This window comes from Amycolatopsis rubida (genome assembly GCF_900115345.1).
GTDB classification, from domain to species: domain Bacteria; phylum Actinomycetota; class Actinomycetes; order Mycobacteriales; family Pseudonocardiaceae; genus Amycolatopsis; species Amycolatopsis rubida.
On the sequence record NZ_FOWC01000008.1, the window covers coordinates 65,585 to 88,032 of the forward strand.

The following is a 22,448-nucleotide window of genomic DNA, read 5'->3' on the forward strand; positions in this document are numbered from 1 at the left end:
TCGGGAGCTGGCTGCTGTGCGCTGAGCCGGGGCGTGCTTCGGTTTCGCGGGCAGGCTGGCACCGGACGTGGCTGTGGTGCCGCCGACGGCCTGAGCCGGGGCGACGCCGGTTCCGTTTCGGGAGCTGGCGGCGCAGTGCGATTTCGAGGGGCGGGTCCGCGCTGGACGCGGCGGCGGTGCCGTCGACGGACTGGCGGCGCTCCGATCTCGCGGGGCCAGCCGCGCTCAACGCGGCGGCTGCCGCTCCGCCGGGATGAGCCCGGACGTCGGCTGGGTGTCCAGTGTGGACTTGATCGCGGCGGGAACACGGCGCCAGTCCGGGAGAAATGTGCGGCGGGGCCCGGCCCCGGTGGCGAGGGTGCCCACGAATGGTTCAGACCACCAGAATAGCCGCAAACCGGGCCCTCCTGCGCATTCCGGCGCGGAGTGCGCAGGAGGGCAAGGGAAATCGGCGAGTCGGCGGAGAGCTTGTGCCCGAACGGCGGTTGGGGCGGGGTGCGGGCGCGGGCGCTGACCCGTGCGGGGGAGCTGATTCGGCTGCGGGCCTGCTGGGCCGTTCGGTGTAGGTAGTGGGAAACTTGACTACTGCGGGTAATTTCGGTTGCCGGGCCGACGTGACCCATCGTGACATTCCCGTTATCTCACCGGTGCTTCCTGACGGGAAAGACGTGCAGGCCGTGGCTGGAAAATCTCTGTAACGCCGCTCGCTGACCACCCGATACCTTGGCCAGTGGCACACCTTCGGCGACATCGGGCCGGACCGCCCCCTGATCACTGATCGTGATCATCGGTCCTGACTCAGCGTGCCGGTGGCGATCAGGTCCGGGGAGCTTGCGTAGCGCGGGAGGACTGATGGAAGAACCGGTGCGGCCATGGCCCGCGGACGGCGTCGCGCCGCCGCGGGTCGACCTGGGGGCGGTCTCCGCACCGCCGGTCGACGTGGCGGCACCGCCGCCCGGCCGTGCCGCCGACGCCCGGCTGGACCCCGCCACGGTCTGTCCGGCGGAGGGAGATCCGCCGAAAACGCACGCCGCGGAGTGGGAAAAGCGCTACCGCAGGACGGTGATCGCTTCGGATCTCGTCGCGGCCTGCGTGGTGATCGCGATCAGCGCGTTCGTCATCGACCGGCTCGCACCGCACGACATGCACGCGTTCGGCACCGCGTTCGCGATCCTCTGCGCGCTTCCGGTCAGCCGGGCCTGGAGCGCCCGCGTGCTGGGGGAGGGGCCCGAGGAGTACCGCACGCTCGGCCGCGCGCTGATCACCGCGGCGGTGCTGGTCGCGTTCGGCGGGCTGTTGTTCGGTGCGCTCGAAGTGCAGCCCTGGGTGTTTTACGTCGTGCCGGCCGTCGCGTCAGTACTGTTCCCCCAGCGATACGTGCTCCGGCAGATTCTGCACCGGAGACGGCGGCGCGGGTTGTGCCTGCTGCCGGTGATGGCGGCCGGCAGCGCGGAAACGGTCGCGGACCTGATCAAGCGGACCCGCGCCGAAGCGCACGTCGGATGGCGGGTCGAGGCGGTCTGCACGTCCACCGGGCACGGGGAGATCGAAGGCGTTCCGGTCGTCGGGCGGCTCGAAGAGCTTTCCCGGCACGTGCGCCGCGGCGGGTACCGGGTCGTGGCGATCACGGCCGACCAGTATTGGAATCCCGAGCGGCTGCAGCGGCTCGCCTGGGATCTCGAAGGCACCTCGTCGGAGATGGTCGTCGCGCCGGTGCTGATGGAGGTCGCCGGGCCGAGGCTGAACGTCAGCGGGGTCCTGGGCATGCCGCTGCTGCGGGTGACCGCGCCAGCGTTCACCGGCGGGCGCCGCCTGGTCAAAGAGGTCGTCGACCGCTGTGGCGCGGCCTTCCTGCTGGCGCTGTTCTCCCCGGTGCTGCTGGCGATCGCGGTAGCGGTGAAGGCGGGCGACCGCGGTCCGGTGATCTACCGGCAGCGGCGCATCGGCAAGGACGGCGAAGCGTTCACCATGCTCAAATTCCGCACCATGGTCGTGAACGCGCATGCGACCCGGCACGACCTGGAGAAGGCGAACGAAGGCGCGGGGCCGCTCTTCAAGATGAAGAAGGACCCCCGGGTCACGAAGGTCGGCGGATTGCTGCGCCGGTACTCGCTCGACGAACTGCCGCAGCTGTTCAACGTCGTCGCCGGGCGGATGTCGCTGGTCGGCCCCCGGCCGCCGCTGCCGGAGGAGACGGCGACCTACGCTCCGGCCGCGCGCCGCAGGCTGCTGGTGAAACCCGGGCTGACCGGGCTGTGGCAGGTGAGCGGGCGCAGCGATCTTTCCTGGGACGAGAGCATCCGGCTCGACCTGCGCTACGTCGAGGACTGGTCGCTGGCGCTGGACCTGGTGATCCTCTGGAAGACCTTGCGCGCTGTCCTCGCCGGGCAGGGCGCCTACTGAGCTGCGAGGATCCCGTCGCCCGCGTGCGCTGAGTCACAACGGCCGGGTTCGGGAAATAGTCAAGCGTTCAACCAGGTTGGTGCCGTGCGTAGGCGACAGCACGGGAAGGAACGCCGAATCCGATGACTACTTTCGCAGAGTCCCAGCAGCTGCAGGTGCCCGCTGAGGTGCAGGACCTGCTGTTCCGCGAGGCGCGCACGGCCAACAGCTTCAGCGCCGAGCCGGTGACCGACGAGCAGGTCCGCGCGATCTACGACCTCGTCAAGTGGGCTCCGACCTCGATGAACACCCAGCCGCTGCGCGCGCTGGTGATCCGCAGCGACGAGGCCAAGCAGCGCCTGCTGCCGCACCTGGCCGAGGGCAACCGCGCCAAGACCGAGGCCGCGCCGCTGACCGTGATCCTGGCCGCGGACGTCGACTTCCACGAGAACATCCCGCAGACCTTCCCGCACAACCCCGGCGTGAAGGACAACTTCGCCGACGAAGCGGGCCGCGTCGAGTTCTCCAAGCTGAACTCGCTGCTGCAGGTCGGCTACTTCATCATCGGCGTGCGCGCCGCCGGACTGGCCGCGGGCCCGATGACCGGCTTCGACGCCGCGGGCGTGGACAAGGAGTTCTTCTCCGGCAACAACTGGCGTTCGCTCGTCGCGGTGAACGTCGGCAAGCCGGGCGACAACCCGTGGTACGACCGCCTGCCGCGGCTCGACTTCGACCAGGTCGTCGACACCCTCTGACCCTTGCCGCGCCGCCGAGAGGCCGCCCCGCACGCCCGGGGCGGCCTCTCGGCGTCCGCGGGCAGGGTTGGCTGACGGCGGTCGAATCGGCGAACCCGCCGCCGACTAGCATCAGCGGGAGTCGTTTCAGTCACTTCTCCCAAAGGAGTCCGATCGTGTCCCAACCGTCGTCAGCTGCCGCCGTACCCGCCCCGCGCGTGGTGGTGCCGGCGGGCACTACGGCGGGCGCCGCGGTGCGCGAAGCCGGGCTGCCCACCAAGGGCCCGGACACGATCGTCGTCGTCCGCGACGCCGACGGGAAACTGCGCGACCTCGCCTGGGCCCCGGAAGCCGAGGCGCAGGTCGAAGCCGTCGCGGCGGACACCGAGGACGGCCGCAGCGTGATCCGGCACTCCGCCGCGCACGTGCTCGCCCAGGCCGTGCAGCAGGAATTCCCGGACGCCAAGCTCGGCATCGGCCCGCCGGTGCGCGACGGCTTCTACTACGACTTCGCCGTCGAAAAGCCGTTCACGCCCGAGGATCTGCAGAAGCTTGAGAAGCGGATGAAGCAGATCGTCAAGGGCGCGCAGCAGTTCTCGCGTCGCGTGTTCGCCTCCACCGGCGAGGCCAAGGAAGAACTGGCGAACGAGCCGTTCAAGCTCGAACTGGTGGACATCAAGTCTGATGTGGACACGACCGAGGTCATGGAGGTCGGCGGCGGAGAGCTGACCATCTACGACAACCTCGACCCGCGCACCAAGGAGCGCGTGTGGAGCGACCTCTGCCGCGGCCCGCACGTGCCCACCACCAAGTTCATCCCGGCCTTCAAGCTCACCCGGGTGGCCGCCGCGTACTGGCGCGGCAACGAGAAAAACCCGCAGCTGCAACGGATCTACGGCACCGCGTGGGAATCGGCCGAGGCGCAGGACGCCCACCTGGAGCGCATCGCCGAGGCCGAGCGCCGCGACCACCGCAAGCTCGGCGCCGAGCTGGACCTGTTCTCCTTCCCCGAGGAGATCGGCTCCGGGCTCCCGGTGTTCCACCCCAAGGGCGGCATCATCCGCCGCGAGCTGGAGAACTACTCGCGCCGCAGGCACGAGGAAGCCGGCTACGAGTTCGTGAACACGCCGCACATCTCCAAGGGCGACCTGTTCCACACCTCCGGGCACCTGCCGTACTACGCGGACACCATGTTCCCGCCGGTGCAGTTCGAGGAAGAGGACTACTACCTCAAGGCGATGAACTGCCCGATGCACAACCTGATCTTCCGCTCGCGCGGGCGGTCCTACCGCGAACTGCCCCTGCGGCTGTTCGAATTCGGCACCGTCTACCGCTACGAGAAGTCCGGCGTCGTGCACGGCCTCACCCGCGTGCGCGGCCTGACGATGGACGATTCGCACATCTACTGCACCAAGGAGCAGATGCCGGGCGAGCTGCGGTCGCTGCTCAAGTTCGTGCTGGACCTGCTGGCCGACTACGGCCTGTCCGACTTCTACCTGGAACTGTCCACCCGAGGGGACTCCGACAAGTTCATCGGCGAGGACTGGGAGTGGGAGGAGGCCACCGAGACGCTGCGCCAGGCCGCCGTCGACTCCGGCCTCGAACTGGTGCCCGACCCGGGCGGCGCGGCCTTCTACGGCCCGAAGATCTCGGTGCAGGCGAAGGACGCCATCGGCCGCACCTGGCAGATGTCGACCATCCAGCTCGACTTCAACCAGAACAAGCGGTTCGGTCTCGAATACACCGCCTCCGACGGCAGCCGCCAGCGGCCGATCATGATCCACCGCGCGCTGTTCGGGTCGATCGAGCGGTTCTTCGGCGTGCTGACCGAGCACTACGCGGGCGCGTTCCCGGCGTGGCTGTCGCCGGTGCAGACGGTCGCCATCCCGATCACCGCCGACCAGGTCGAGTACCTGCGCGGCGTCGAGAAGGCGTTGCGCGCCAAGGGGATCCGCGTCGAGGTCGACGCGAGCGACGACCGGATGCAGAAGAAGATCCGCACGCACACCACGCAGAAGGTGCCGTTCCTGCTGCTGGCGGGCGCGAAGGACGCGGAGGCGGGCGCGGTGTCGTTCCGGTTCCGCGACGGCGGGCAGATCAACGGCGTCCCGGTGGAGCAGGCGGTCGAAGCGATCGCGGAGTGGGTCGAGCGGCGGGAGAACGCGTCGCCCTCGGCCGAGGCCGTGGAGAAGATCCTGAAGTGACCGAGCCGGAACTCGCCGAACAGGACGGGGTCGGGGTCCCGGACGCGCTGCAGCGGCTGTGGACCCCGCACCGGATGGCCTACATCCGGGGCCAGGACAAGCCCGAGGGCGAGGAGTCCGACGGCTGCCCGTTCTGCCGCCTGCCCGGTCTCGGCGACGACAAGCGCGCGCTGATCGTCGCCCGCGGCGAGGCCGTGTTCGCGGTGCTGAACCTGTACCCGTACAACCCGGGGCATCTGATGGTGGTCCCGTACCGGCACGTCGCGGACTACCCCGACCTCACGCCGGAGGAGACGCGCGAGCTGGCGGAGTTCACCCAGCACGCGATGGGCGTGATCCGGGCGGTCTCGGCGGCACACGGGTTCAACATCGGGATGAACCAGGGCGTGATCGCCGGGGCGGGCATCGCCGCGCACCTGCACCAGCACCTGGTGCCGCGCTGGGGCGGCGACGCGAACTTCATGCCGGTGATCGGGCACACGAAGGTGCTGCCGCAATTGCTCGGCGAAACCCGCGACCTGCTCGCGGACGCGTGGTGAGGCCGGTCGCGGGGCGGTAATTGAGTGCTCAACCAGCGTATGATGACGATATGTCCGAACCACGCTGGCTGACCGACGACGAGCAGCGGACCTGGCGCGCTTACGCCCAGGCCAGCTCGCTGCTGCACGCCCACCTCGAAGGACAGCTGCAGCACGAGTCGGGCATGCCGCACACGTACTACGAGGTGCTCGTCTCGCTGTCGGAGGCCGAAGGCAGGCGGCTGCGGATGAGCGAGCTCGCGTCCGTGCGCGGGTCGTCGCGCAGCAGGCTGTCGCACGCGGTGGCGCGGCTGGAGGCGAAGGGCTGGGTCCAGCGCGAGTCGTGCCCCACGGACAAGCGCGGGTCCTGGGCGGTGCTCACCGACACCGGGTTCGCCGCGCTGGAGGAAGCCGCGCCCGGGCACGTCGAGGCGGTCCGCGAGACGCTGTTCGACCAGCTGAGCGCCGAGCAGGTGCGCCAGCTGGGCGAGATTTCCGAGGCGATCCTGGCCGGGCTGCGGCCCAAATGCCAGGCCGTCCGGGAGGCCGAGGAGGCGGCGGAATTCGCCGCGCCGGTCGCCGAACTGCCGAAATCCGGCTGACGTTCCGGCGGGTCGCGGGCGGGCGGGTCCGGTTCGGACAGCGGGGTCGATAGGCTTTCGTCGCCCACCCGCCCCCGAATCAGGTGCACAGACGAGGAAGATGCTCAACATTTTCGCCCGTGCCTCGGTCTCCCGTGTGACGGACCCGATCGGCGCCGCCCTGGTCCGCGCCGGACTGACCCCGAACGCGATGACCGTGCTCGGCACCGCGGGCGCCGTCGCGTGCGCGCTGGCGTTCTTCCCGCAGGGGATGCTGCTGTGGGGCACGTTCACCGTGTGGGGCTTCGCCATGCTCGACCTGCTCGACGGCGCGATGGCCCGCGCCCGCGGCTACGGCACGCCCTTCGGCGCGGTGCTCGACGCGACCTGCGACCGGCTGGTCGACGGCGCGCTGTTCGCGGCGATCGCGTGGTGGTGCTTCGTGCAGGACCACAACAACCGGGCCGCGGCCGCCGCGTTGATCTGCCTCGTGCTGGCCCAGGTCATTTCCTATGTGAAGGCGCGCGCCGAAGCCTCCGGCCTCGAAGCCGACGGCGGGCTGGTGGAACGCGCGGAGCGGCTCATCATCGCCCTCGTCGGCACCGGGCTGCACGGCTTGGGCGTGCCCTACACCGTCGAGATCGCGCTGTGGCTGCTCGCCGTGCTGTCGGTGGTCACGCTGCTGCAGCGGACGGCGGCGGTGGCGAGCGCGGCACGGGCGGCCGCGGCGGAACAGGCCGACTCACCGGCAGGCGGGGCGCAACCGTGAGCACACTGTCCCAGCGGCTCAGCGAGTTCGGCTACGCGACGGGCTGGCGGCTCGTCCGGCGGCTGCCGCGGTCGTTCGGGTCGGCGCTGTTCGCCTTCGGCGCCGACATGGCCGCGCGGCGGGGCGGCGGGGGAGTGCGGCAGCTGCGCGCCAATCTCGCCCGCGTCGTGCCGCAGGCAGGCGAAGCGGAGCTGGACGAGCTGGTCCGGCGCGCGATGCGGTCGTACGCGCGGTACTGGTTCGAGACGTTCCGGCTTCCGGCGATGGACCACGCGGCGGTCGCGAAGCGGGTGACGGTGACCGGCGCGGAGAACATCGACGCCGCGCTCGCCGAGGGCAACGGCGCGGTGATGACGCTGCCGCACAGCGGGAACTGGGACATCGCGGGAGTCTGGCTCGCCAGTTACGCGGGCACCTTCACCACGGTCGCGGAACGGCTCAAACCCGAATCGCTGTACCGCCGGTTCGTGTCGTTCCGGGAATCGCTCGGCTTCGAGATCGTGCCGCTGACCGGCGACAGCGCGGCGATGCGGCTGCTGCTGCGGCGGCTGCGCGAGAACAAGGTGGTGGTCCTGCTGGGGGACCGGGACCTGACCTCGTCCGGGATCCCGGTGCGCTTCTTCGGCGAGCAGACGCACCTGCCGCCCGGTCCCGCGCGGCTCGCCGCCACCACCGGCGCCGCGCTGCTGCCGACCGGCTGCTGGTTCACCGAGGACGGCTGGGAGATCCGGATCCATCCGCGCATCCGCGTCACGCAGCGGGCCGAGGTGCCCGCGGCGACGCAGGCGCTGGCCGACGTGTTCGCCGGCGACATCGCCGCGCATCCGGCCGACTGGCACATGCTGCAGCCGTTCTGGCCCGCCGATTCCGCGGCGACGGCGCTGGAAGAAGCGAGCTGACCCGGTGGCGCGCGGGTTGAAGATCGGGATCGTGTGCCCGTACTCGTTCGACGTTCCCGGCGGGGTCCAGGGGCACGTGAGCGATCTGGCCCGGGCGCTGATCGAGCGCGGGCACCGGGTGTCGGTGCTGGCTCCGGCGGACGAGGACGCGCGGCTGCCGGATTTCGTGCACCCGGCGGGCAAGGCGCTCGGGATTCCGTACAACGGCTCGGTCGCGCGGCTGCAGTTCGGGCCGGTCTCCTACGCCAGGGTGCGGCGGTGGATCCGGGACAACGGCTTCGACGTGCTGCACCTGCACGAGCCTGCCGCGCCGAGCCTGTCGCTGCTGGCGCTGAAGGTCGCGGACGGGCCGATCGTGGCCACCTTCCACACCGCGACGACGCGCTCGCGGACGCTGGCGGCGTTCCAGCCGGTGCTGCGTCCGCTGCTGGAGAAGATCACCGCCCGGATCGCGGTGTCGGCGCTGGCCCGGCGGGTGCAGGTGGAGCACGCGGGCGGTGACGCGGTCGAGATCCCGAACGGCGTGGACGTCGAGTTCTTTTCCCGTGCGCTGCCGCTGGAGGGCTATCCGCGCGCGGGCGGGACGATCGGGTTCGTCGGGCGGTTCACCGAGCCGCGCAAGGGCATGGACGTGCTGCTGGAGGCCGCGCGGCGGCTGCTCCCGGAGTTCGGGGACCTGCGGCTGCTCGTGGTCGGCCGAGGCGAACCGGACCAGCTGCGTCGGATGGCCGGGCCGAAGCTGTGGCCGCACATCGACCTGCTGGGCCAGGTCGACGACGAGACGAAGGCGCGTGCGCTGCGCAGCGTCGACGTCTACTGCGCGCCCAACACCGGCGGCGAGAGCTTCGGGATGATCCTCACCGAGGCGATGGCGGCGGGCACACCGGTGCTGGCCAGCGGCCTCGACTCGTTCCGCCGCGTCCTCGACGACGGCCGCGCCGGAATGCTCACCACGACCGGTGACCCGTCCTCCCTGGCTGACGGCCTGCGCGAACTTCTGGGCGACCCGGCGCACCGGGCGTCGCTCGCCGCCGCGGCAGGCGAGCGGGTGACGGCGTACGACTGGGCGGTCGTGGTGACCCAGGTGCTGCGGGTGTACGAAACGGCCATCGCGGCGGATCCCCGGCTGGTCGCGGCGGGGGAGCTGGCGTGACGGTGCTGGTGTGGCTGCTCGTGGCGGCGGCCGCGATCGTGGTGCTCGGCGGGCTGTTCCTGGTCGCCACCGCGAACCGCCTCGACCGCCTGCACGTCCGGACCGACGCGGGCTGGGCGGCTCTGGAAGCTGCCCTCGCGCGCCGAGCCGTGGTTGCCCGAGCCGTCGCCGCGGTCCTGCACGATGGTGCGGACCTGCACGCCGCGGCCGCGCGCGCCGAAGCTGCCGCGCGGCCGGACCGTGAGGCCGCGGAGAACGAGCTGACGCTGGTCCTGGCCCCGATCGACCGGTCCCGGCTGCCGGTCGTGCTCGCCGGGGAACTGACCGACGCCGAACACCGGGTCGTCATCGCCCGTCGCGTGCACAACGACGCTGTGCGGGACACGCTGGCGCTGCGGCGGCGGCGGAAGGTGCGCTACTTCAAGCTCGCCGGGACCGCGCCGCTGCCGGAGTACTTCGAATTCGCCGAGCCGGACCTCTGAGGCAGACTGAGCAGCATGACGACCGAACCCGATGCCTGCGCCGTCGCACACGGCGAGGTCGAAGAGCCGCCCGCGGAACGGACCCTGGTGGCCGTGTTCGCCTCGCCGGTGGCCCGGTACCTGCTGCGCTACGCGGCCGATCTGGGCTACCGTGCCGTGCTGTTCGAGCCGGACGAAGCGCGGGCCAGCGATGCGCCTGACGGCGTCGAAGTCCGCACCACCGCGCCGGCTCCGGGAGCGGACGCGGACGTCGTGGTGACCGACCACCACCGGCCGGAACTCGGGACGGTCCTGCGGGCCGCACTGGCGACGCCCACGCGGTGGGTGGGCGTGCTGGGCAACCCGCGGCATCCGGGGCCGCACGGGGAAGCCCTGCGGGGGCTGGGCGTTTCGGAACCGGACATCGCCAGGGTGCACCGGCCGGTCGGGCTGAACATCGGCTCGCGCACCCCGGCGGAAATCGCGATCGCGACGCTGGCCGGGCTGGTGGCGGACCGCAACGGGCGACCGGGCGGCTTCGAGTTCTGACCGCCGCGCCCACCGAGGTTCGGCCGTGAGGGGAGCTCTGAGGGACTCAGAGTCTCTCAGAGAGTGTTTCGAAACCCGCGTGGTCAGTCGCTGAATCCGTGTGTTACACGGCAGCTTGCACACAACCGCCCGATAAACGCCACGCCGCCCCGGTATCACAGCTAACGCCCGACCACGCCACCGGGTTTCGAAACACCCCTCTCCGGGTTCCCCTCACGGATTTCGCCCGGGTCAGGTCGGGACCGCCGCCCCCTCCGGCATCGGCTCGAACCGGGCGTGCCGCCGCGTGAACGTCGCCGTCCCCGAGGTCAGCGAGCGCAGGTCCACCGCGTACCGCAGCAGTTCCGCCGCGGGCACCTCGGCGTGCACCACGGCGTGCCCGCCCTCGCTGGATTCCGTGCCCAGCACCCGGCCGCGGCGGGAGGACAGGTCGCCCAGCACCGTGCCCAGGTGTTCGTCCGGCAGGCTCACCTCGACCGTGTCCAGCGGTTCCAGCAGCGAGATCCGGCTGGCCGCCGCGGCTTCCCGCAGGGCCAGCGCGCCCGCGGTCTGGAACGCCGCGTCCGACGAGTCGACGCTGTGCGCCTTCCCGTCGGTCAGGGTCACGCGCACGTCCACCACCGGACAGCCGTCCTGGACGCCGCGTTGCAGTTGCGCTCGCACGCCCTTCTCGACGCTCGGGATGAACTGGTGCGGCACCGCACCGCCGACCACCTTGTCCACGAACTCGAACCCGCCGCCGCGCGGCAGCGGCTCGACCTCGATGTCGCACACCGCGAACTGCCCGTGCCCGCCGGACTGCTTCACGTGCCGTCCGTGGCCGCGGGCGGGTTTCGCGAACGTGGAACGCAGGCTGATCCGCACCGGCTCGGTGCCGACGTCCGCACCGCCCGCGCGCAGCCGCGACAGGACGACCTCGGAATGCGCCTCGCCCATGCACCACAGCACCAGCTGCCCGGTTTCCGCGTTGCGTTCCAAGCGCAGGGTCGGGTCGCCCGCGACGAGCCGGGACAGGTTGCGGGACAACGTGTCCTCGTCGCTGCGGGACTTCGCGACGACGGCGACCGGCAGCAGCGGTTCGGGCATCCGCCACGGCTTGATCAGCAGCGGATCGTCCGGCGACGACACCGTGTCGCCGGTTTCGGCGGAACCCACTTTGGTGAGCGCGCACAGATCGCCCGCGACGCAGAACGGCACCTCGCGCAGGTTCGCGCCGAGCGGCGAGTAGAGGTGGGCGACGCGTTCGTCGGCGTCGTGGTCTTCGTGGCCGCGTTCGGCGAGGCCGTGGCCGGAGACGTGCACCGAATTCTCGGGCCGCAGGGTCCCGGAAAACACCCGGACGAGCGAAACTCGTCCCACATACGAATCGACCGCGGTGCGCACGACCTCGGCGGCGAGCGGCCCGTCCGGATCGGCCGACAGCGCGGTGTGCTCGGCGCCGTCGGGGCTGGTCACGCCGGGCGGGGTGTGCTCCAGCGGCGAGGGGAAGGCCCGCACGATGCCGTCGAGCACCTCGGCGAGCCCGATTCCGCTGGTCGCGCACACCGGGATGACCGGGTGGAACGAACCGCGCGCGACGGCCGTTTCGAGATCGGCGATCAGCACGTCCTCGGCGATCTCCTCGCCGCCGAGGTAGCGGTCCATGAGGGTCTCGTCCTCGCTCTCGGCGATGATGCCCTCGATCAGCTCGTTGCGGGCGGCGGCGAACTCCTCGGCCACGGCCGGGCCCGCGTCGCCCACGCGCGGCGGGTAGCCGGCGGAATAGTCGTAGCGGCGCTGGGTGACGAGCCCGGCCAGGCCGTCCGGCACGGGAAGGTACAGCGGCAGCACGCCCGCGCCGAAGGCGGCTTGGCAGGCGGCGATCTCGGCGAGCGCGTCGGCGCGATGGTGGTCGAGCCGCGACACGACGACGGCGCGCGGCATGCCCACCGACGCGCACTCTTCCCACACGGCGACGGTGGCGGCGTCCACGCCCTCGGCGGCGCAGACCACGAAGAGCGCGGCGTCCGCGGCCCGCAGCCCGGCGCGCAGTTCGCCCACGAAATCGGCGTATCCCGGGGTGTCGATGAGATTGATTTTGTGCCCGGCGTGCAGCACCGGGGCGACCGAAAGCCCGACCGAGCGCTGCTGGCGCACCGCCGCGGGGTCGTGGTCGCACACCGTGGTGCCCTCCACGACCGAACCGGCGCGCGGCACCGTGCCGGACGCGGCGAGCAAAGCCTCGGTGAGCGTGGTCTTCCCGGAACCGGAAGGCCCGACGAGGACGACGTTGCGCACCTTGGCGGGGTCGGCCACAGCGACGGCGGCCCCAGGGTCGGTACTCCTGTTCTGCTTGTCGGCCATGACGGCCTCCTCAGCGACGGCGGATGGTGCGACTGTGTCCCCGATCACACACCCGGGACCCGCCGGGAAGCAAGGCGATCGGCTCGGGACCAGCCGTTCGCTCAGCGCGGGGTCCCGGCGGCCCGGACCGGCCGATTCCACCGCGGACAGCTGTATTCGCACTTTCCACAAAGGATTCGATGGCGCATTCCCGCCGGATTCATCCGGAACGCCGGACTGCTGCCGAGGTGGGCGAGTGGCGATTCTTGGGCGGAAAGAGGAATTTCCGGAAATCGTGCACCGAGAATCGGGACGGAGGCGCCGAAGTTGACAACTTAGCGACCTTCGTCGGTTGTCCGGAGTGGGAAAAAACCCGACTCTTGGCGAGGTTCGATCCCATTCCACTTCCGAATCCGGCCCCCACCCCCGGGTCTGATCCGGCCTGTCCGGAGGAGAACACCGCCGATGAAATCGCGCCGACCGCTCGTGCTGCTCGCAGCCGGGGTCCTGGCCGGGGCCGTCACCACGGCCACCGCCGCCCACGCGCAACCGCTCGAACCGCAGAGCCCGCAGGCCGCCGAAGCCATGGCGGCCACCGCCGCGCAGGAGCTGGTCGCCTCCCGGCCCGCCGCGCTGCACGCAGGCAAGGACGACGTTTTCCAGCAGCACAAGGTGATCTCCTCGACCAACGGCCTGAAGTACGTGCCCTACGACCGCTCGTACCATGGCCTGCCGGTCATCGGCGGCGACTTCGTCGTGGCCACGAACTCCGCCGGGCAGGTGCTCGCCACCTCGGTCGCGCAGACCGCCGCGATCGACCTGCCCAGCACGTCGCCGAAGCTGACCGCCAAGCAGGCCGAAGCGATCGCCCGCACCCAAGTGCCCACTGTGGACAGCGTGCGGCCCGCGACGCTCGCCGCTTACGCTTTGGGCAGCCCGAAACTCGCCTGGACGACCCGGGTGAGCGGGCGGAACGCCGAGGGGCCGAGCAAGCTGGACGTCGTCGTCGACGCGACGACCGGGAAGATCCTGCACACGCAGGAGCACGTGGCCTACGGCGACGCGCAGGGCGTGTGGAACGGCCCGGAGCCGCTGCACCTCGACACGTCCTCGGACGGCGCGGGCGGTTACTCGATGACCGATCCGGCCATCGCGAACCTCAGCTGCCAGGACGCCGACACCCAGCAGACCTTCACCAAGCCGACCGACAGCTGGGGCAACGGCGACGAGACCGACCGGGAAACCGGCTGCGCCGACGCCCTCTACAGCATCCAGCAAGAGAACAAGATGCTGACGCAATGGCTGGGCCGCAACAGCTTCGACGGCAACGGCGGCGCCTGGCCGATCCGCGTCGGCCTCAACGAGCAGAACGCCTACTACGACGGCACCCAGGTCCAGATCGGGAGCAACACCGCGGGCCAGTGGATCGGCTCGCTCGACGTGGTCGGCCACGAGTTCGGCCACGGCATCGACGACCACACCCCGGGCAGCATGTCCGGCGCCGGCACCCAGGAATTCGTCGCGGACGTCTACGGCGCCGCGTCCGAATGGTTCGCCAACGAGCCCGCGCCGTACGCGGTCCCGGACTTCCTGGTCGGCAACCAGGTGAACCTCGTCGGCAGCGGGCCGATCCGCAACATGTACGACCCGTCCCAGCTCGGCCACAAGAACTGCTACGACGACTCGATTCCCGGCACCGAGGTGCACGCCGCGGCCGGCCCCGGCAACCACTGGTTCTACCTCCTCGCCGAGGGGTCGAACCCGGCCAACGGCCAGCCCGCCAGCCCGACGTGCGACAACTCGACGGTGACCGGGCTCGGCGTGCAGACCGCCGTGAAGATCTTCTACAACGCGATGCTGCTCAAGACCAGCGGCAGCTCCTACCAGAGCTACCGGACCTGGACGCTGACCGCGGCGAAGAGCCTCTTCCCGAACAGCTGCACCGAGTTCAACTCCGTGAAGGCGGCCTGGGACGCGGTGAGCGTGTCCGCCCAGCCGGACGAGCCGACCTGCGGCGCGGTCGGTGCGGCCAATTCGCACGCAATTTCCGCTCGATGAGCCAAAGCTGATTTCCCGCCGACGGGAGAGGGCGACGAGCACTCGTCTCCCTCTCCCGGTCGGTATTTTTCCTGCCGGAAGACGTGTCGTTCTTCGATCGCGGAAAATCCCGACCGGGAAATTCGCTGTGCGGTTTTCCCGGAACGGTTACGGCACCCCGGCGAGGCGGAGCAGGGCCGCCGTCGCCGCCGCGGCGAGCACGACCGCCACGAACGGGGCCTTCCGCCACGCGAGCACCCCGCCCACCAGTACTCCGGCCGGCCGGGCGATCCCGGCGAATTCCTGCCCCTGGGTCAACGCGCTGGTCGCGACCAGCGCGGCGAGCAGCACCACCGCCGACAGCGTCATCAGCCGCTCGGCTCGCGGCGACAACCGCACTTTCGCGCGCAGCAGCGGCCCGGCGAGCCGGAACGCGAACGTGCCCGCCGCGAGCACGAGTGTCGCGATGATCAGTTCCGCGCCGTCCATCAGTGCGCTCCTTCCAGGGACTTCGGCTCTTTCGCCGCGGCGCCGGCGACCACCCCGGCCAGCGCCAGCAGCACCGGCAGGCCCGCCGGGAGCAGGGGAGTGGCCGCGAGCGCGACCACCACGCCGATCAGCACCGGCAGCCGGGACGCCCGGTCCTTCAGCGACGGCAGCACGAGCGCCAGCAGCACCGCCGGGAAGGCGGCGTCCAGGCCGAACGCGTCGGTGTCGCTGATCGCGGACCCGGCGAACGCGCCGGCCACGACCCCGAGGTTCCAGCACACGAACAGCCCGGTGCCGCACGCCCAGTACGCCGCCCGCCGCCGGGCCGCGTCGCGCTGGGCGAGCGCGAACGCCACCGATTCGTCGATCATCAGGTGGCTGCCTGCCAGCCGCCCGAGCAGTCCGCGCCCGAGCGCGTCGCCGACCGCGAACCCGAACGGCACGTGCCGCGCGTTCACCAGCAGCCCGGCGGCGACCGCGGCGAGCGGATTGCCGCCCGAGGCGACGATGCCGACGAACATGAACTGCGACGCGCCGGCGAAAACCAGCAGGGACAGCAGCATCGGTGCCCACAGCGGGAAGCCGGAACCCACTGCGATGGCACCGTAGGACACGCCCACGAGGGCGTCGGCCAGGCATACGAGACCGATGTCGCGGGCGAGGCCGCGGTCGAGTGTTCGCCAAATCGAACGCATAGTGTCCTATGCTGAACACGTCGGGGCCTGTTCGTCAAGGCGAACGAGAAGACTGATGGAGCGAACACACATGCCGAACGAGAGCACAGGCGCGCCGCTGGACATCATCGCGGCGTCCCTGCGCCGCGAGCGGGCCCGCGCCGGCCTCTCGCTGACCGAGGTCGCGCGCCGGGCAGGCCTGGCGAAATCCACCCTGTCCCAGCTGGAATCGGGATCGGGCAACCCGAGCGTGGAGACGCTGTGGGCACTCGGCGTCGCGCTGGACGTGCCGTTCTCCCGGCTGGTCGAACCGGAGCGGCAGGAGGTGAAGGTGATCCGCGCGGGCAAGGGCCCGACGGTGTTCGCCGAACACGCCGACTACGCGTGCACGCTGCTGTCCGCGTGCCCGTCCGCCGCGCGCCGCGACATCTACCTGGTCAGCGCGGAGCCCGGCATCCCTCGGCGGTCGGACCCGCACATGAGCGGCGTGGTGGAGCACACCGTGCTGTGCGCGGGCCGCGCGCGGATCGGCATCATGGACGACCCGGTGGAGCTGCTGCCGGGGGACTATATCTGCTATCCGGGCGACGTGCCGCACATCTTCGAGGCGCTGGAGCCGGGGACGTTCGGGGTGGAGATCTCCGAATACAACTGACAGCGGGGCGCGCCATGGCAGGCAAGGCGACGGGAACCGCGGCCGGGCCGATGACGACCGCGGCCGTGGAACGGCACTTCCCGGCCGGGCGGCGGCTGACCGACGACGAACTCGCGGCGCGAATGCGGCCGGCCGGGATGCGTGCCGCGGCCAGGCCGGCCCGCTGGGCGCCGCTGCGGATCGGCTGATCGCCGTCGCGGAGAAGGACAGCTCCGGAATCTGCGCCGGGATCGCGTGCGGCAAACGCTATCTCGACGAGCGGCTTCGCGACGCGCTGCGAGCGGGCGCCGACAGCGTCGTGGTCCTCGGCGCCGGGCTGGACACCCGCCCGGCCCGCATCGCCGTTCCCTCGGGCGTCCCGGCGTTCGAGGTGGACCATCCGGGCCAAGCAGGCGCGGCTGCCCTCGTACCCGGTGACGCAGGTGCCGGTCGACACCGACGACCTCGGCAGCGTCCTGGCCGGGCATGGCTGGCGCCCCAGAGGCCGGACTGTGTTCCTCTGGGAAGGCGTCACCCAGTATCTGGCCGAGGCCGGAGTGCGGGCGACCTTCGACGCGCTGGCCACGGCGGGCGCCAGGAGCACGCTGTTGTCCACATTCGTTCCTCGACGGCACGGAGATGTACGACGCGCGGAAGCTGTACCGGCGGTTTGTGGCCAAGCGGCCGCCGCCGTGGCGCTGCGGGCGGTTTCCCGAAGCGGTCGCCGATATGTCGTTCCCACGGGGCGCGCTGCCGGTCCCGGAGATCGGGCGCTGCGTCGAGGCCGGGAAGGCCTGACCAGGCTTGTCCTGAAGGACTTCCGCTTCCCCGGTCCTGGGGGAGGCTGTACACCGGCGACCGGATAGCGCAGAGTCCCTGTCGGACGAAACCATCGGCCAGGAGGTGTGATGACCGGCGAGGAAATCGTGCTCGGTCCCCTGCCCCAGGGGATCACGCCCGCCCGCGAAGGCATGCGGAACAAGGTGTGGAACGTGCTCGGCCACACCTACTCGATGAAGGCGGCCAGCGAGTCGAGCTTCGCGTTCGAGACCCTCGACCCGCCCGGCACCGGGGTGCCGCCGCACGTCCATCCGACGCAGGACGAGCACATCTACATCCTGGAGGGCGTGTTCACCCTTTACCTCGACGGCCGATGGGAGACCGCCGGTCCCGGCGACACCGTGCGGATGCCGAAGGGGCTCCCGCACGCCTATTACAACCGCGGCGAGGGCATGACCCGGGGGCTGTTCTGGGTGAGCCCGGCCGGGAAGCTGGCGACGCTGTTCGACAAGCTGCACAACCTGACGGACCCGGCCGAGGTGGTCCGGGTGTCGGCGCTGCACGACGTCGACTTCCTGCCGCCCGGTTCGGTGGCGGGCGCCTGAACTCAGGTGCGGTTCACCTGCTGCTGGGACGCCCCGGAAACCTGCGCGTAGCCGCTGACGATCGCGTCGAGCGTCGCCGCGTCGATGACGTCCTCAAGACGGTCGAAGCCCTCCGGCGCGCGCCGTTCGACCTCGTCGATGACGTTTTCCGGGCCGCCCCGGCGGTTGCGCAGCACGATCTCGCCGGTGGCCGCCAGCCGGCCGGCATCGTAGGCGCGCAGCGCCTCGACGGGATCGGCGTGCCGCGTCAGCTGTGCGGCGAGGCTGGACGCGTCGAGAATCGCCTGGCCGGCGCCGTTGGACCCCATCGGGTACATCGGATGGGCGGCGTCGCCGAGCAGCGTCACGCGTCCGTGCGACCAGGCGGGCAGCGGGTCCCGGTCGCACATCGGGAACTCGAAGATCTCCTCGGTGGCCTCGGCCAGCGCGGCGTGGTCGACCTCCGGGCACCGGAACCGCCCGACGTGCCGAGCCAGTTCTGCCCGATCGCCGGGTTTGGCCCAGTCCTGCCGGTCCGGGGGAGGGTCGCCGGGCCGGCCGGTCCGGACGCAGACCGCCCAGTTGGTGAGCCGGGTGCCCGCGCTCCGGCCCGGTCCGATCGGGTAGAGCACCAGCTTGGCCTCGGTGCCGCCGGAGACGATCATCGAAGCGCCGCCGCCGAACTCGGGCCAGTCGGTGGCGCCGCGCCACATCAGGACCCCGTTCCAGCGCGGCGGACCCTCATCGGGAAACAGCAGGGACCGCGCGGCCGAGTGAATCCCGTCGGCCGCCACCAAGACGTCCCCGGCCACGGTCACCGCTTCGCCGCTTTCCCGCTCAGCGAAGTGCGCGCGCACGCCCCGCGTGTCCTGAGCAAACCCGGTCAGCCGGTGTCCGGTCCGCACCGCCTCGGGGCCCAGCCGGGCCTGGACCGCTCGCCGCAGCATGTTCTGCAGCCTGCCCCGGTGCAGGCAGTACTGGGGGAGCGTGAACCCGGCGTCCAGCCCGCACGGCTTGCGCAGGATCACCTGCCCGAGCCGATGGGTGTAGAACAGCTCGCGGGTGCGGATCCCGATTTCGTCCAGCTGGCCGAGCAGCCCGAGCGCGGCGAGTTCCTTGACCGCGTGCGGCAAGGCGTTGATCCCGACGCCGAGCTCGCCGATCCTGGTGCTCTGCTCGTACACCGTGCATTCGATGCCTTCGCGGTGCAGCCGCAGGGCCGCGGTCAGCCCGCCGATGCCCGCTCCGGCGATGACGACCTTCACGTGCTGCCTCCCGTCCTCGACTGCCCAGGGTGGCGGAGAGCGGGGTGGCGCGCTACCGCCGACCAGCGGCGCTGGGTCTGTTGGGCGGGGCCGCATCACCTCGCCGACGTCGCCACAGCACGACCTCCGCAACGCCTGCGAAGGCCGCGAAGCAGCGCCTGAACAGAGGATCGAGCGACGTTCCTTCCTCAGCCGGAAGGCACCGTCCCAGCAGGGTTCCCGAGAATCCCTTCGGCCAGCAACGCGGCCTGCGTCCGGCTCTCCACCTGAAGCTTCGCGAGCAGGTTGCCCACGTGCACCTTCACTGTGCGCTCGGCCAAGCCCAGCTCGGCGGCGATGTCGCGATTGGACAGTCCTCGCCCGAGCAGGAGCAGGACGTCGCGTTCCCTCGGGGTGACTCCCTCGGCCGCCGGCGCGCGGAGGGCCGCGGCGACCGCCGGGCTCATCGCCGTGATTCCCTCGTGCGCGGCGCGGACCGCGGCCGCGAGTTCCGCGCCGGTGCTGTCCTTGAGCACGAATCCGCTCGCTCCCGCGGCCAGGGCGCGGCGGATTTCGCTTGCGCGGCCGATCGTGGTGAGCATGACGACCTTCGGCCCCCGGACCCGGTGCAGGACTTCGATTCCGTCCGTTCCCGGGAGGTAGAGGTCCAGCAGGACGACGTCCGTGGCGGGATCCAGCGCGGAGAGCAGGCCGGCGCCGTCAGCGTGGGCGCCGAGGACGTCGATGTCCGGCTGGGCGCCGAGGATCAGCGCGAGGCCCTCCCGCACCAGCGCGTGGTCGTCGACGACCCGGACCCTGATCACCACGGCAGTCTACGCTCGCTTCGTGCGTTGGTTCCGCGACCGGAAATCGTTGCTCGACCTGGGAACCGCCGTGCTCGTCGCGGTCTTGCTCGCGGTGGGCGGGGCGTGGCCGCCCGCGACGGGGTGGGACGGCGTCGCCCTCGTGTCCGCGCAGGTCCTGCCGCTGGCCTTCCGCCGCCGGTTCCCGGGGTGGGTGCTCGCCCTCGTCACCGCGGCGACGCTTGCCCGGCTGCTGACGACCCAGCCGCACAACATCGACTACGTGCCGGTGCTGATCGCGTTGTACACAGTGCCGAGCGCACGCCGGGCGTCGGTGCGATGGGGGCTCGGCGGGCTTTCCGCCGCTGCTCTCGGCGCCGCCATGACCGTGTCGAGGGGTCCGGTGGACGGTGCGCTGCTTGCGGTCGCGGTCTGCGTCGTGGCGTGGCTGCTCGGGACCGAGCGGCAGCGGCATGCCGCCGAGCGCGCGGAGTTCGCGGCGCAGCGCACGCGGTTCCAGTTGGAGCGCCTGGCCGCCGAACGCCGGGAGCAGACCGCGCGACGGCTGCACGACACGCTCGCGCGCACCACCACGGTGATGCTCGTGCAGGCCGAGGCGCTCCTCGCGGTCGGCGAGCTGACCAGCACGGACCGCGCCAGGGTGGACGCGATGCTCGCCGCCGGACGGGACGCGCTGGGCCAGGTCCGCGAAACCCTGCGCGAACTGCGGGACGACGGGCAGCAGCAGCCAGGACCGGCGGTCGCTGCCGTGCTCGCCGAGCTGACCGCGGCCGGTCTCGTGATCGAAGAAGAGCCCGCGCTGCACCGGATTCCGGACCAGGTCCGGGATCTCGCCGACCGGATCGTCTCCGAAGCGGCCATCAACGCCTTGCGGCACAACGGTCCCGGCGTCCGGCTGCGGGTCGAGGTCGAGGTGGCCCTGGAGTCCGTCCGGATCGTGGTGCGCAACGACCGGATCGGGCATCCGACGACCGGCACCGGGTACGGACTGGACAGCCTGCGCATCCAGCTCGCCGCCCGGGGCGGTTCGCTCGCCGCGGGGCCCGAAGGGGAGGGCTGGTCGGTCACGGCGGTCATCCCTTGCCTCGCAGCGCCAGCAGTTCCGACACGGTGACGAACCGGTAGCCGAGCGCCCGCAACCGGTCGACAGCCGGTCCGATGGCCTGCCGGGTCTGCTCGCGCCCCGGGTACATGGCGTGGAACAACACGATCGACCCGGGGCGCACGTGCGTCACGGTGTAGTCGGCGATCGCCGCGGCGCTGCGGTCGATTTCGGGGAAGGAGTTCGGTTCGACGTCCCAGGTGATCGTCTTCCGGTCGTGCTCGTGCAGGTAGTACGGCAGCGCGAACAGCTTCTTGCCGTTCGGCGGGCGGACGGTGATTTCGCCGGGGTAGCCGGTGGCGCGGATCAGCGCGTCGGTGCGTTCGATCTCGCTCGCCGCGTACCCGGGCGTGATCAGCAGCATGCGTTCGTGCGAGTAGGTGTGGTTGCCGATCTCGTGGCCCGCCGCGGCGATCGCGCGGCCGAGATCCGGATGCGCCGCCAGCTCAGACCCGATGAGGTAGAACGTCGCGTGGACGTCGCGCGCGGCCAGGGTGTCGAGGACCGGTTTCACCCCGGCGGGGCTGGGACCGTCGTCGAAGGTCAGCGCGACCGCTTTCTCCGGCGTCTCCACGCGGGCGGTGAGGCCGCCGAAGAACTGGAACGTCCGGGAATCGGCGATCCGGAACAGGACGTAACCGCCGACGAGGATCAGCACCAGCACGACGGCCACGGCGATCAACCAGCGGCGAGCCCGTCTGGACAGGGAAAAGCGGATCATGCGGCGAGCTTGCCGACGGGGCTGTGGCGCGGGAAGCGGCGAAGGTACTAGTACTTCCAGCACCGGCACCGGCACCGGCACCGGCACCGGCACCGGCACCGGCACCGGCACCGGCACCGGCACCGGCACCGGCACCGGCACCGGCATCGGCACCGGCGCTGCCGGGGGAGCCGTGGCCCCGCCCGCCGCGGGGCGGGGCCGGCGACGAACCGGTCAGGCGCGGATCTGCCTGGCTTGGCCGCTGCCGCCGATGGCGATCTTGCGCGGCTTGGCCTGCTCGGCGATCGGCACCCGCAGGGTGAGCACGCCCGCGTCGTAGTCGGCTTTGATGCTGTCGGTGTCGAGGGTGTCGCCGAGGAACAGCTGCCGGGAGAACACCCCGCGCGGGCGCTCGGAGACCTGGACCTCCGCGTCCTCGCCGTAGCCGGGCCGGCGTTCGGCCTTGACGGTCAGCACGTTGCGCTCGACGTCCAGGTCGATCGACTCCGGTGCGACGCCCGGCAGGTCGAACTGCACCACGTAGTCGTTGCCGGACCGGTAGGCGTCCATCGGCATCACCGCCGGACGGGCCGCGGTGCCGGTGGCGCCGAAGAACTGCTGGGTCAGCCGATCGAGCTCCCGGAACGGGTCAGTTCGCATCAACATGACCATGCGCCTCCCTTTCTCCTTCCTTCGTGTCCCGCCGGCAGGGCGGGTCTTCGCTTTGGGGGTTGTCGCGGGGATCCGGTCCCGCCGGACGCGAACGGCGGGACCGGAACCAGTTCGGGTGAAAAGCAGCTGTGCCGGG

At 71.3% G+C, this 22,448-nt stretch carries 24 protein-coding genes and 1 pseudogene; 17 read left to right on the plus strand and 8 right to left on the minus strand.

Going from position 1 to position 22,448, the window contains the following annotated elements:
* Positions 1–225: 225 nt before the first annotated feature.
* On the minus strand, positions 226–366 hold the full coding sequence (locus BM362_RS47660; RefSeq protein ID WP_157904864.1) for a hypothetical protein: 141 nt from the start codon (positions 364–366) through the stop codon (positions 226–228).
* A 486-nt stretch (positions 367–852) separates the two neighbouring features.
* Between BM362_RS47660 and BM362_RS27775 the strand changes: the two genes are divergently transcribed.
* From BM362_RS27775 to BM362_RS27820, 10 genes are all read left to right on the plus strand, one after another.
* On the plus strand, positions 853–2,403 hold the full coding sequence (locus BM362_RS27775; RefSeq protein WP_244287310.1) for a sugar transferase: 1,551 nt from the start codon (positions 853–855) through the stop codon (positions 2,401–2,403).
* Positions 2,404–2,525: 122 nt separating this feature from the next.
* Positions 2,526–3,137 (plus strand): malonic semialdehyde reductase, encoded by a 612-nt coding sequence (locus tag BM362_RS27780; RefSeq protein WP_093575144.1) that lies wholly within the window; start codon positions 2,526–2,528, stop codon positions 3,135–3,137.
* Between the two features lie 155 nt (positions 3,138–3,292).
* The gene (gene thrS, locus BM362_RS27785; RefSeq protein ID WP_093575145.1) at positions 3,293–5,320 is read left to right on the plus strand and encodes a threonine--tRNA ligase; all 2,028 of its coding nucleotides are present in this window, start codon (positions 3,293–3,295) and stop codon (positions 5,318–5,320) included.
* The gene (locus BM362_RS27790) at positions 5,317–5,859 is read left to right on the plus strand and encodes an HIT family protein (protein ID WP_067580028.1); all 543 of its coding nucleotides are present in this window, start codon (positions 5,317–5,319) and stop codon (positions 5,857–5,859) included. The genes thrS and BM362_RS27790 overlap by 4 nt, the downstream gene beginning before the upstream one ends.
* A 50-nt stretch (positions 5,860–5,909) precedes the next feature.
* The gene (locus BM362_RS27795; protein WP_067580026.1) at positions 5,910–6,440 is read left to right on the plus strand and encodes a MarR family winged helix-turn-helix transcriptional regulator; all 531 of its coding nucleotides are present in this window, start codon (positions 5,910–5,912) and stop codon (positions 6,438–6,440) included.
* A gap of 100 nt (positions 6,441–6,540) precedes the next feature.
* Positions 6,541–7,188: a phosphatidylinositol phosphate synthase gene (pgsA, locus tag BM362_RS27800; protein ID WP_067580024.1), complete on the plus strand. Its 648-nt coding sequence runs from the start codon at positions 6,541–6,543 to the stop codon at positions 7,186–7,188.
* The gene (locus tag BM362_RS27805) at positions 7,185–8,087 is read left to right on the plus strand and encodes a phosphatidylinositol mannoside acyltransferase (protein WP_067580022.1); all 903 of its coding nucleotides are present in this window, start codon (positions 7,185–7,187) and stop codon (positions 8,085–8,087) included. The genes pgsA and BM362_RS27805 overlap by 4 nt, the downstream gene beginning before the upstream one ends.
* Positions 8,088–8,103: 16 nt before the next feature.
* Positions 8,104–9,240, plus strand: a complete 1,137-nt coding sequence (locus tag BM362_RS27810) for a glycosyltransferase family 4 protein (protein WP_067580243.1) — start codon at positions 8,104–8,106, stop codon at positions 9,238–9,240.
* Positions 9,237–9,722: a LemA family protein gene (locus BM362_RS27815; RefSeq protein WP_093575146.1), complete on the plus strand. Its 486-nt coding sequence runs from the start codon at positions 9,237–9,239 to the stop codon at positions 9,720–9,722. The genes BM362_RS27810 and BM362_RS27815 overlap by 4 nt, the downstream gene beginning before the upstream one ends.
* Before the next feature lie 15 nt (positions 9,723–9,737).
* Positions 9,738–10,250 (plus strand): XdhC family protein, encoded by a 513-nt coding sequence (locus tag BM362_RS27820; protein WP_067580018.1) that lies wholly within the window; start codon positions 9,738–9,740, stop codon positions 10,248–10,250.
* 231 nt (positions 10,251–10,481) lie between these two features.
* Here the strand turns inward: BM362_RS27820 and BM362_RS27825 are convergent, their stop codons facing one another.
* Positions 10,482–12,593, minus strand: a complete 2,112-nt coding sequence (locus BM362_RS27825) for an elongation factor G-like protein EF-G2 (protein ID WP_093575147.1) — start codon at positions 12,591–12,593, stop codon at positions 10,482–10,484.
* 444 nt (positions 12,594–13,037) lie between these two features.
* On the opposite strand from BM362_RS27825, the gene BM362_RS27830 reads away from it, so the two are divergent.
* Positions 13,038–14,630, plus strand: a complete 1,593-nt coding sequence (locus BM362_RS27830; RefSeq protein ID WP_067580014.1) for a M4 family metallopeptidase — start codon at positions 13,038–13,040, stop codon at positions 14,628–14,630.
* 147 nt (positions 14,631–14,777) lie between these two features.
* On the opposite strand, the gene BM362_RS27835 is transcribed toward BM362_RS27830, so the two are convergent.
* Together BM362_RS27835 and BM362_RS27840 are read right to left on the minus strand one after the other, a co-directional pair.
* Positions 14,778–15,098 carry an AzlD domain-containing protein gene (locus BM362_RS27835; RefSeq protein ID WP_067580012.1) on the minus strand — a complete coding sequence of 107 codons (321 nt, stop codon included), beginning with the start codon at positions 15,096–15,098 and terminating at the stop codon, positions 14,778–14,780.
* Positions 15,098–15,793, minus strand: a complete 696-nt coding sequence (locus tag BM362_RS27840; protein WP_067580010.1) for an AzlC family ABC transporter permease — start codon at positions 15,791–15,793, stop codon at positions 15,098–15,100. The genes BM362_RS27835 and BM362_RS27840 overlap by 1 nt, the downstream gene beginning before the upstream one ends.
* A 70-nt stretch (positions 15,794–15,863) precedes the next feature.
* Between BM362_RS27840 and BM362_RS27845 the strand changes: the two genes are divergently transcribed.
* The 5 genes and pseudogenes from BM362_RS27845 (at position 15,864) to BM362_RS27860 (ending at position 17,791) form a co-directional block, all read left to right on the plus strand.
* Positions 15,864–16,427 carry a helix-turn-helix domain-containing protein gene (locus BM362_RS27845; RefSeq protein ID WP_067580008.1) on the plus strand — a complete coding sequence of 188 codons (564 nt, stop codon included), beginning with the start codon at positions 15,864–15,866 and terminating at the stop codon, positions 16,425–16,427.
* 14 nt (positions 16,428–16,441) lie between these two features.
* The gene (locus BM362_RS49360; protein WP_157904863.1) at positions 16,442–16,615 is read left to right on the plus strand and encodes a hypothetical protein; all 174 of its coding nucleotides are present in this window, start codon (positions 16,442–16,444) and stop codon (positions 16,613–16,615) included.
* A pseudogene (locus tag BM362_RS50700) lies at positions 16,615–16,975 on the plus strand (class I SAM-dependent methyltransferase); the annotation flags it as partial. The gene BM362_RS49360 and the pseudogene BM362_RS50700, both read left to right, overlap by 1 nt.
* Positions 16,976–17,045: 70 nt before the next feature.
* Positions 17,046–17,204 carry a hypothetical protein gene (locus tag BM362_RS49365; protein WP_244287311.1) on the plus strand — a complete coding sequence of 53 codons (159 nt, stop codon included), beginning with the start codon at positions 17,046–17,048 and terminating at the stop codon, positions 17,202–17,204.
* A gap of 110 nt (positions 17,205–17,314) precedes the next feature.
* Positions 17,315–17,791, plus strand: a complete 477-nt coding sequence (locus BM362_RS27860) for a cupin domain-containing protein (protein WP_093575149.1) — start codon at positions 17,315–17,317, stop codon at positions 17,789–17,791.
* Positions 17,792–17,793: 2 nt separating this feature from the next.
* On the opposite strand, the gene BM362_RS27865 is transcribed toward BM362_RS27860, so the two are convergent.
* Together BM362_RS27865 and BM362_RS27870 are read right to left on the minus strand one after the other, a co-directional pair.
* Positions 17,794–19,035, minus strand: coding sequence for a flavin-dependent oxidoreductase (locus BM362_RS27865; RefSeq protein WP_067580004.1), 1,242 nt, complete (start codon positions 19,033–19,035; stop codon positions 17,794–17,796).
* Positions 19,036–19,223: 188 nt separating this feature from the next.
* Entirely contained in the window at positions 19,224–19,838 is a 615-nt protein-coding gene (locus BM362_RS27870; protein ID WP_093575150.1) for a response regulator transcription factor, read from the minus strand.
* Positions 19,839–19,860: 22 nt separating this feature from the next.
* Between BM362_RS27870 and BM362_RS27875 the strand changes: the two genes are divergently transcribed.
* Entirely contained in the window at positions 19,861–20,952 is a 1,092-nt protein-coding gene (locus BM362_RS27875) for a sensor histidine kinase (RefSeq protein ID WP_143132497.1), read from the plus strand.
* On the opposite strand, the gene BM362_RS27880 is transcribed toward BM362_RS27875, so the two are convergent.
* On the minus strand, positions 20,912–21,808 hold the full coding sequence (locus BM362_RS27880; protein ID WP_244287325.1) for a polysaccharide deacetylase family protein: 897 nt from the start codon (positions 21,806–21,808) through the stop codon (positions 20,912–20,914). The genes BM362_RS27875 and BM362_RS27880 overlap by 41 nt on opposite strands.
* A 66-nt stretch (positions 21,809–21,874) precedes the next feature.
* Positions 21,875–22,306, minus strand: coding sequence for an Hsp20/alpha crystallin family protein (locus BM362_RS27890; RefSeq protein WP_067580239.1), 432 nt, complete (start codon positions 22,304–22,306; stop codon positions 21,875–21,877).
* Between the last annotated feature and the right edge of the window lie 142 nt (positions 22,307–22,448).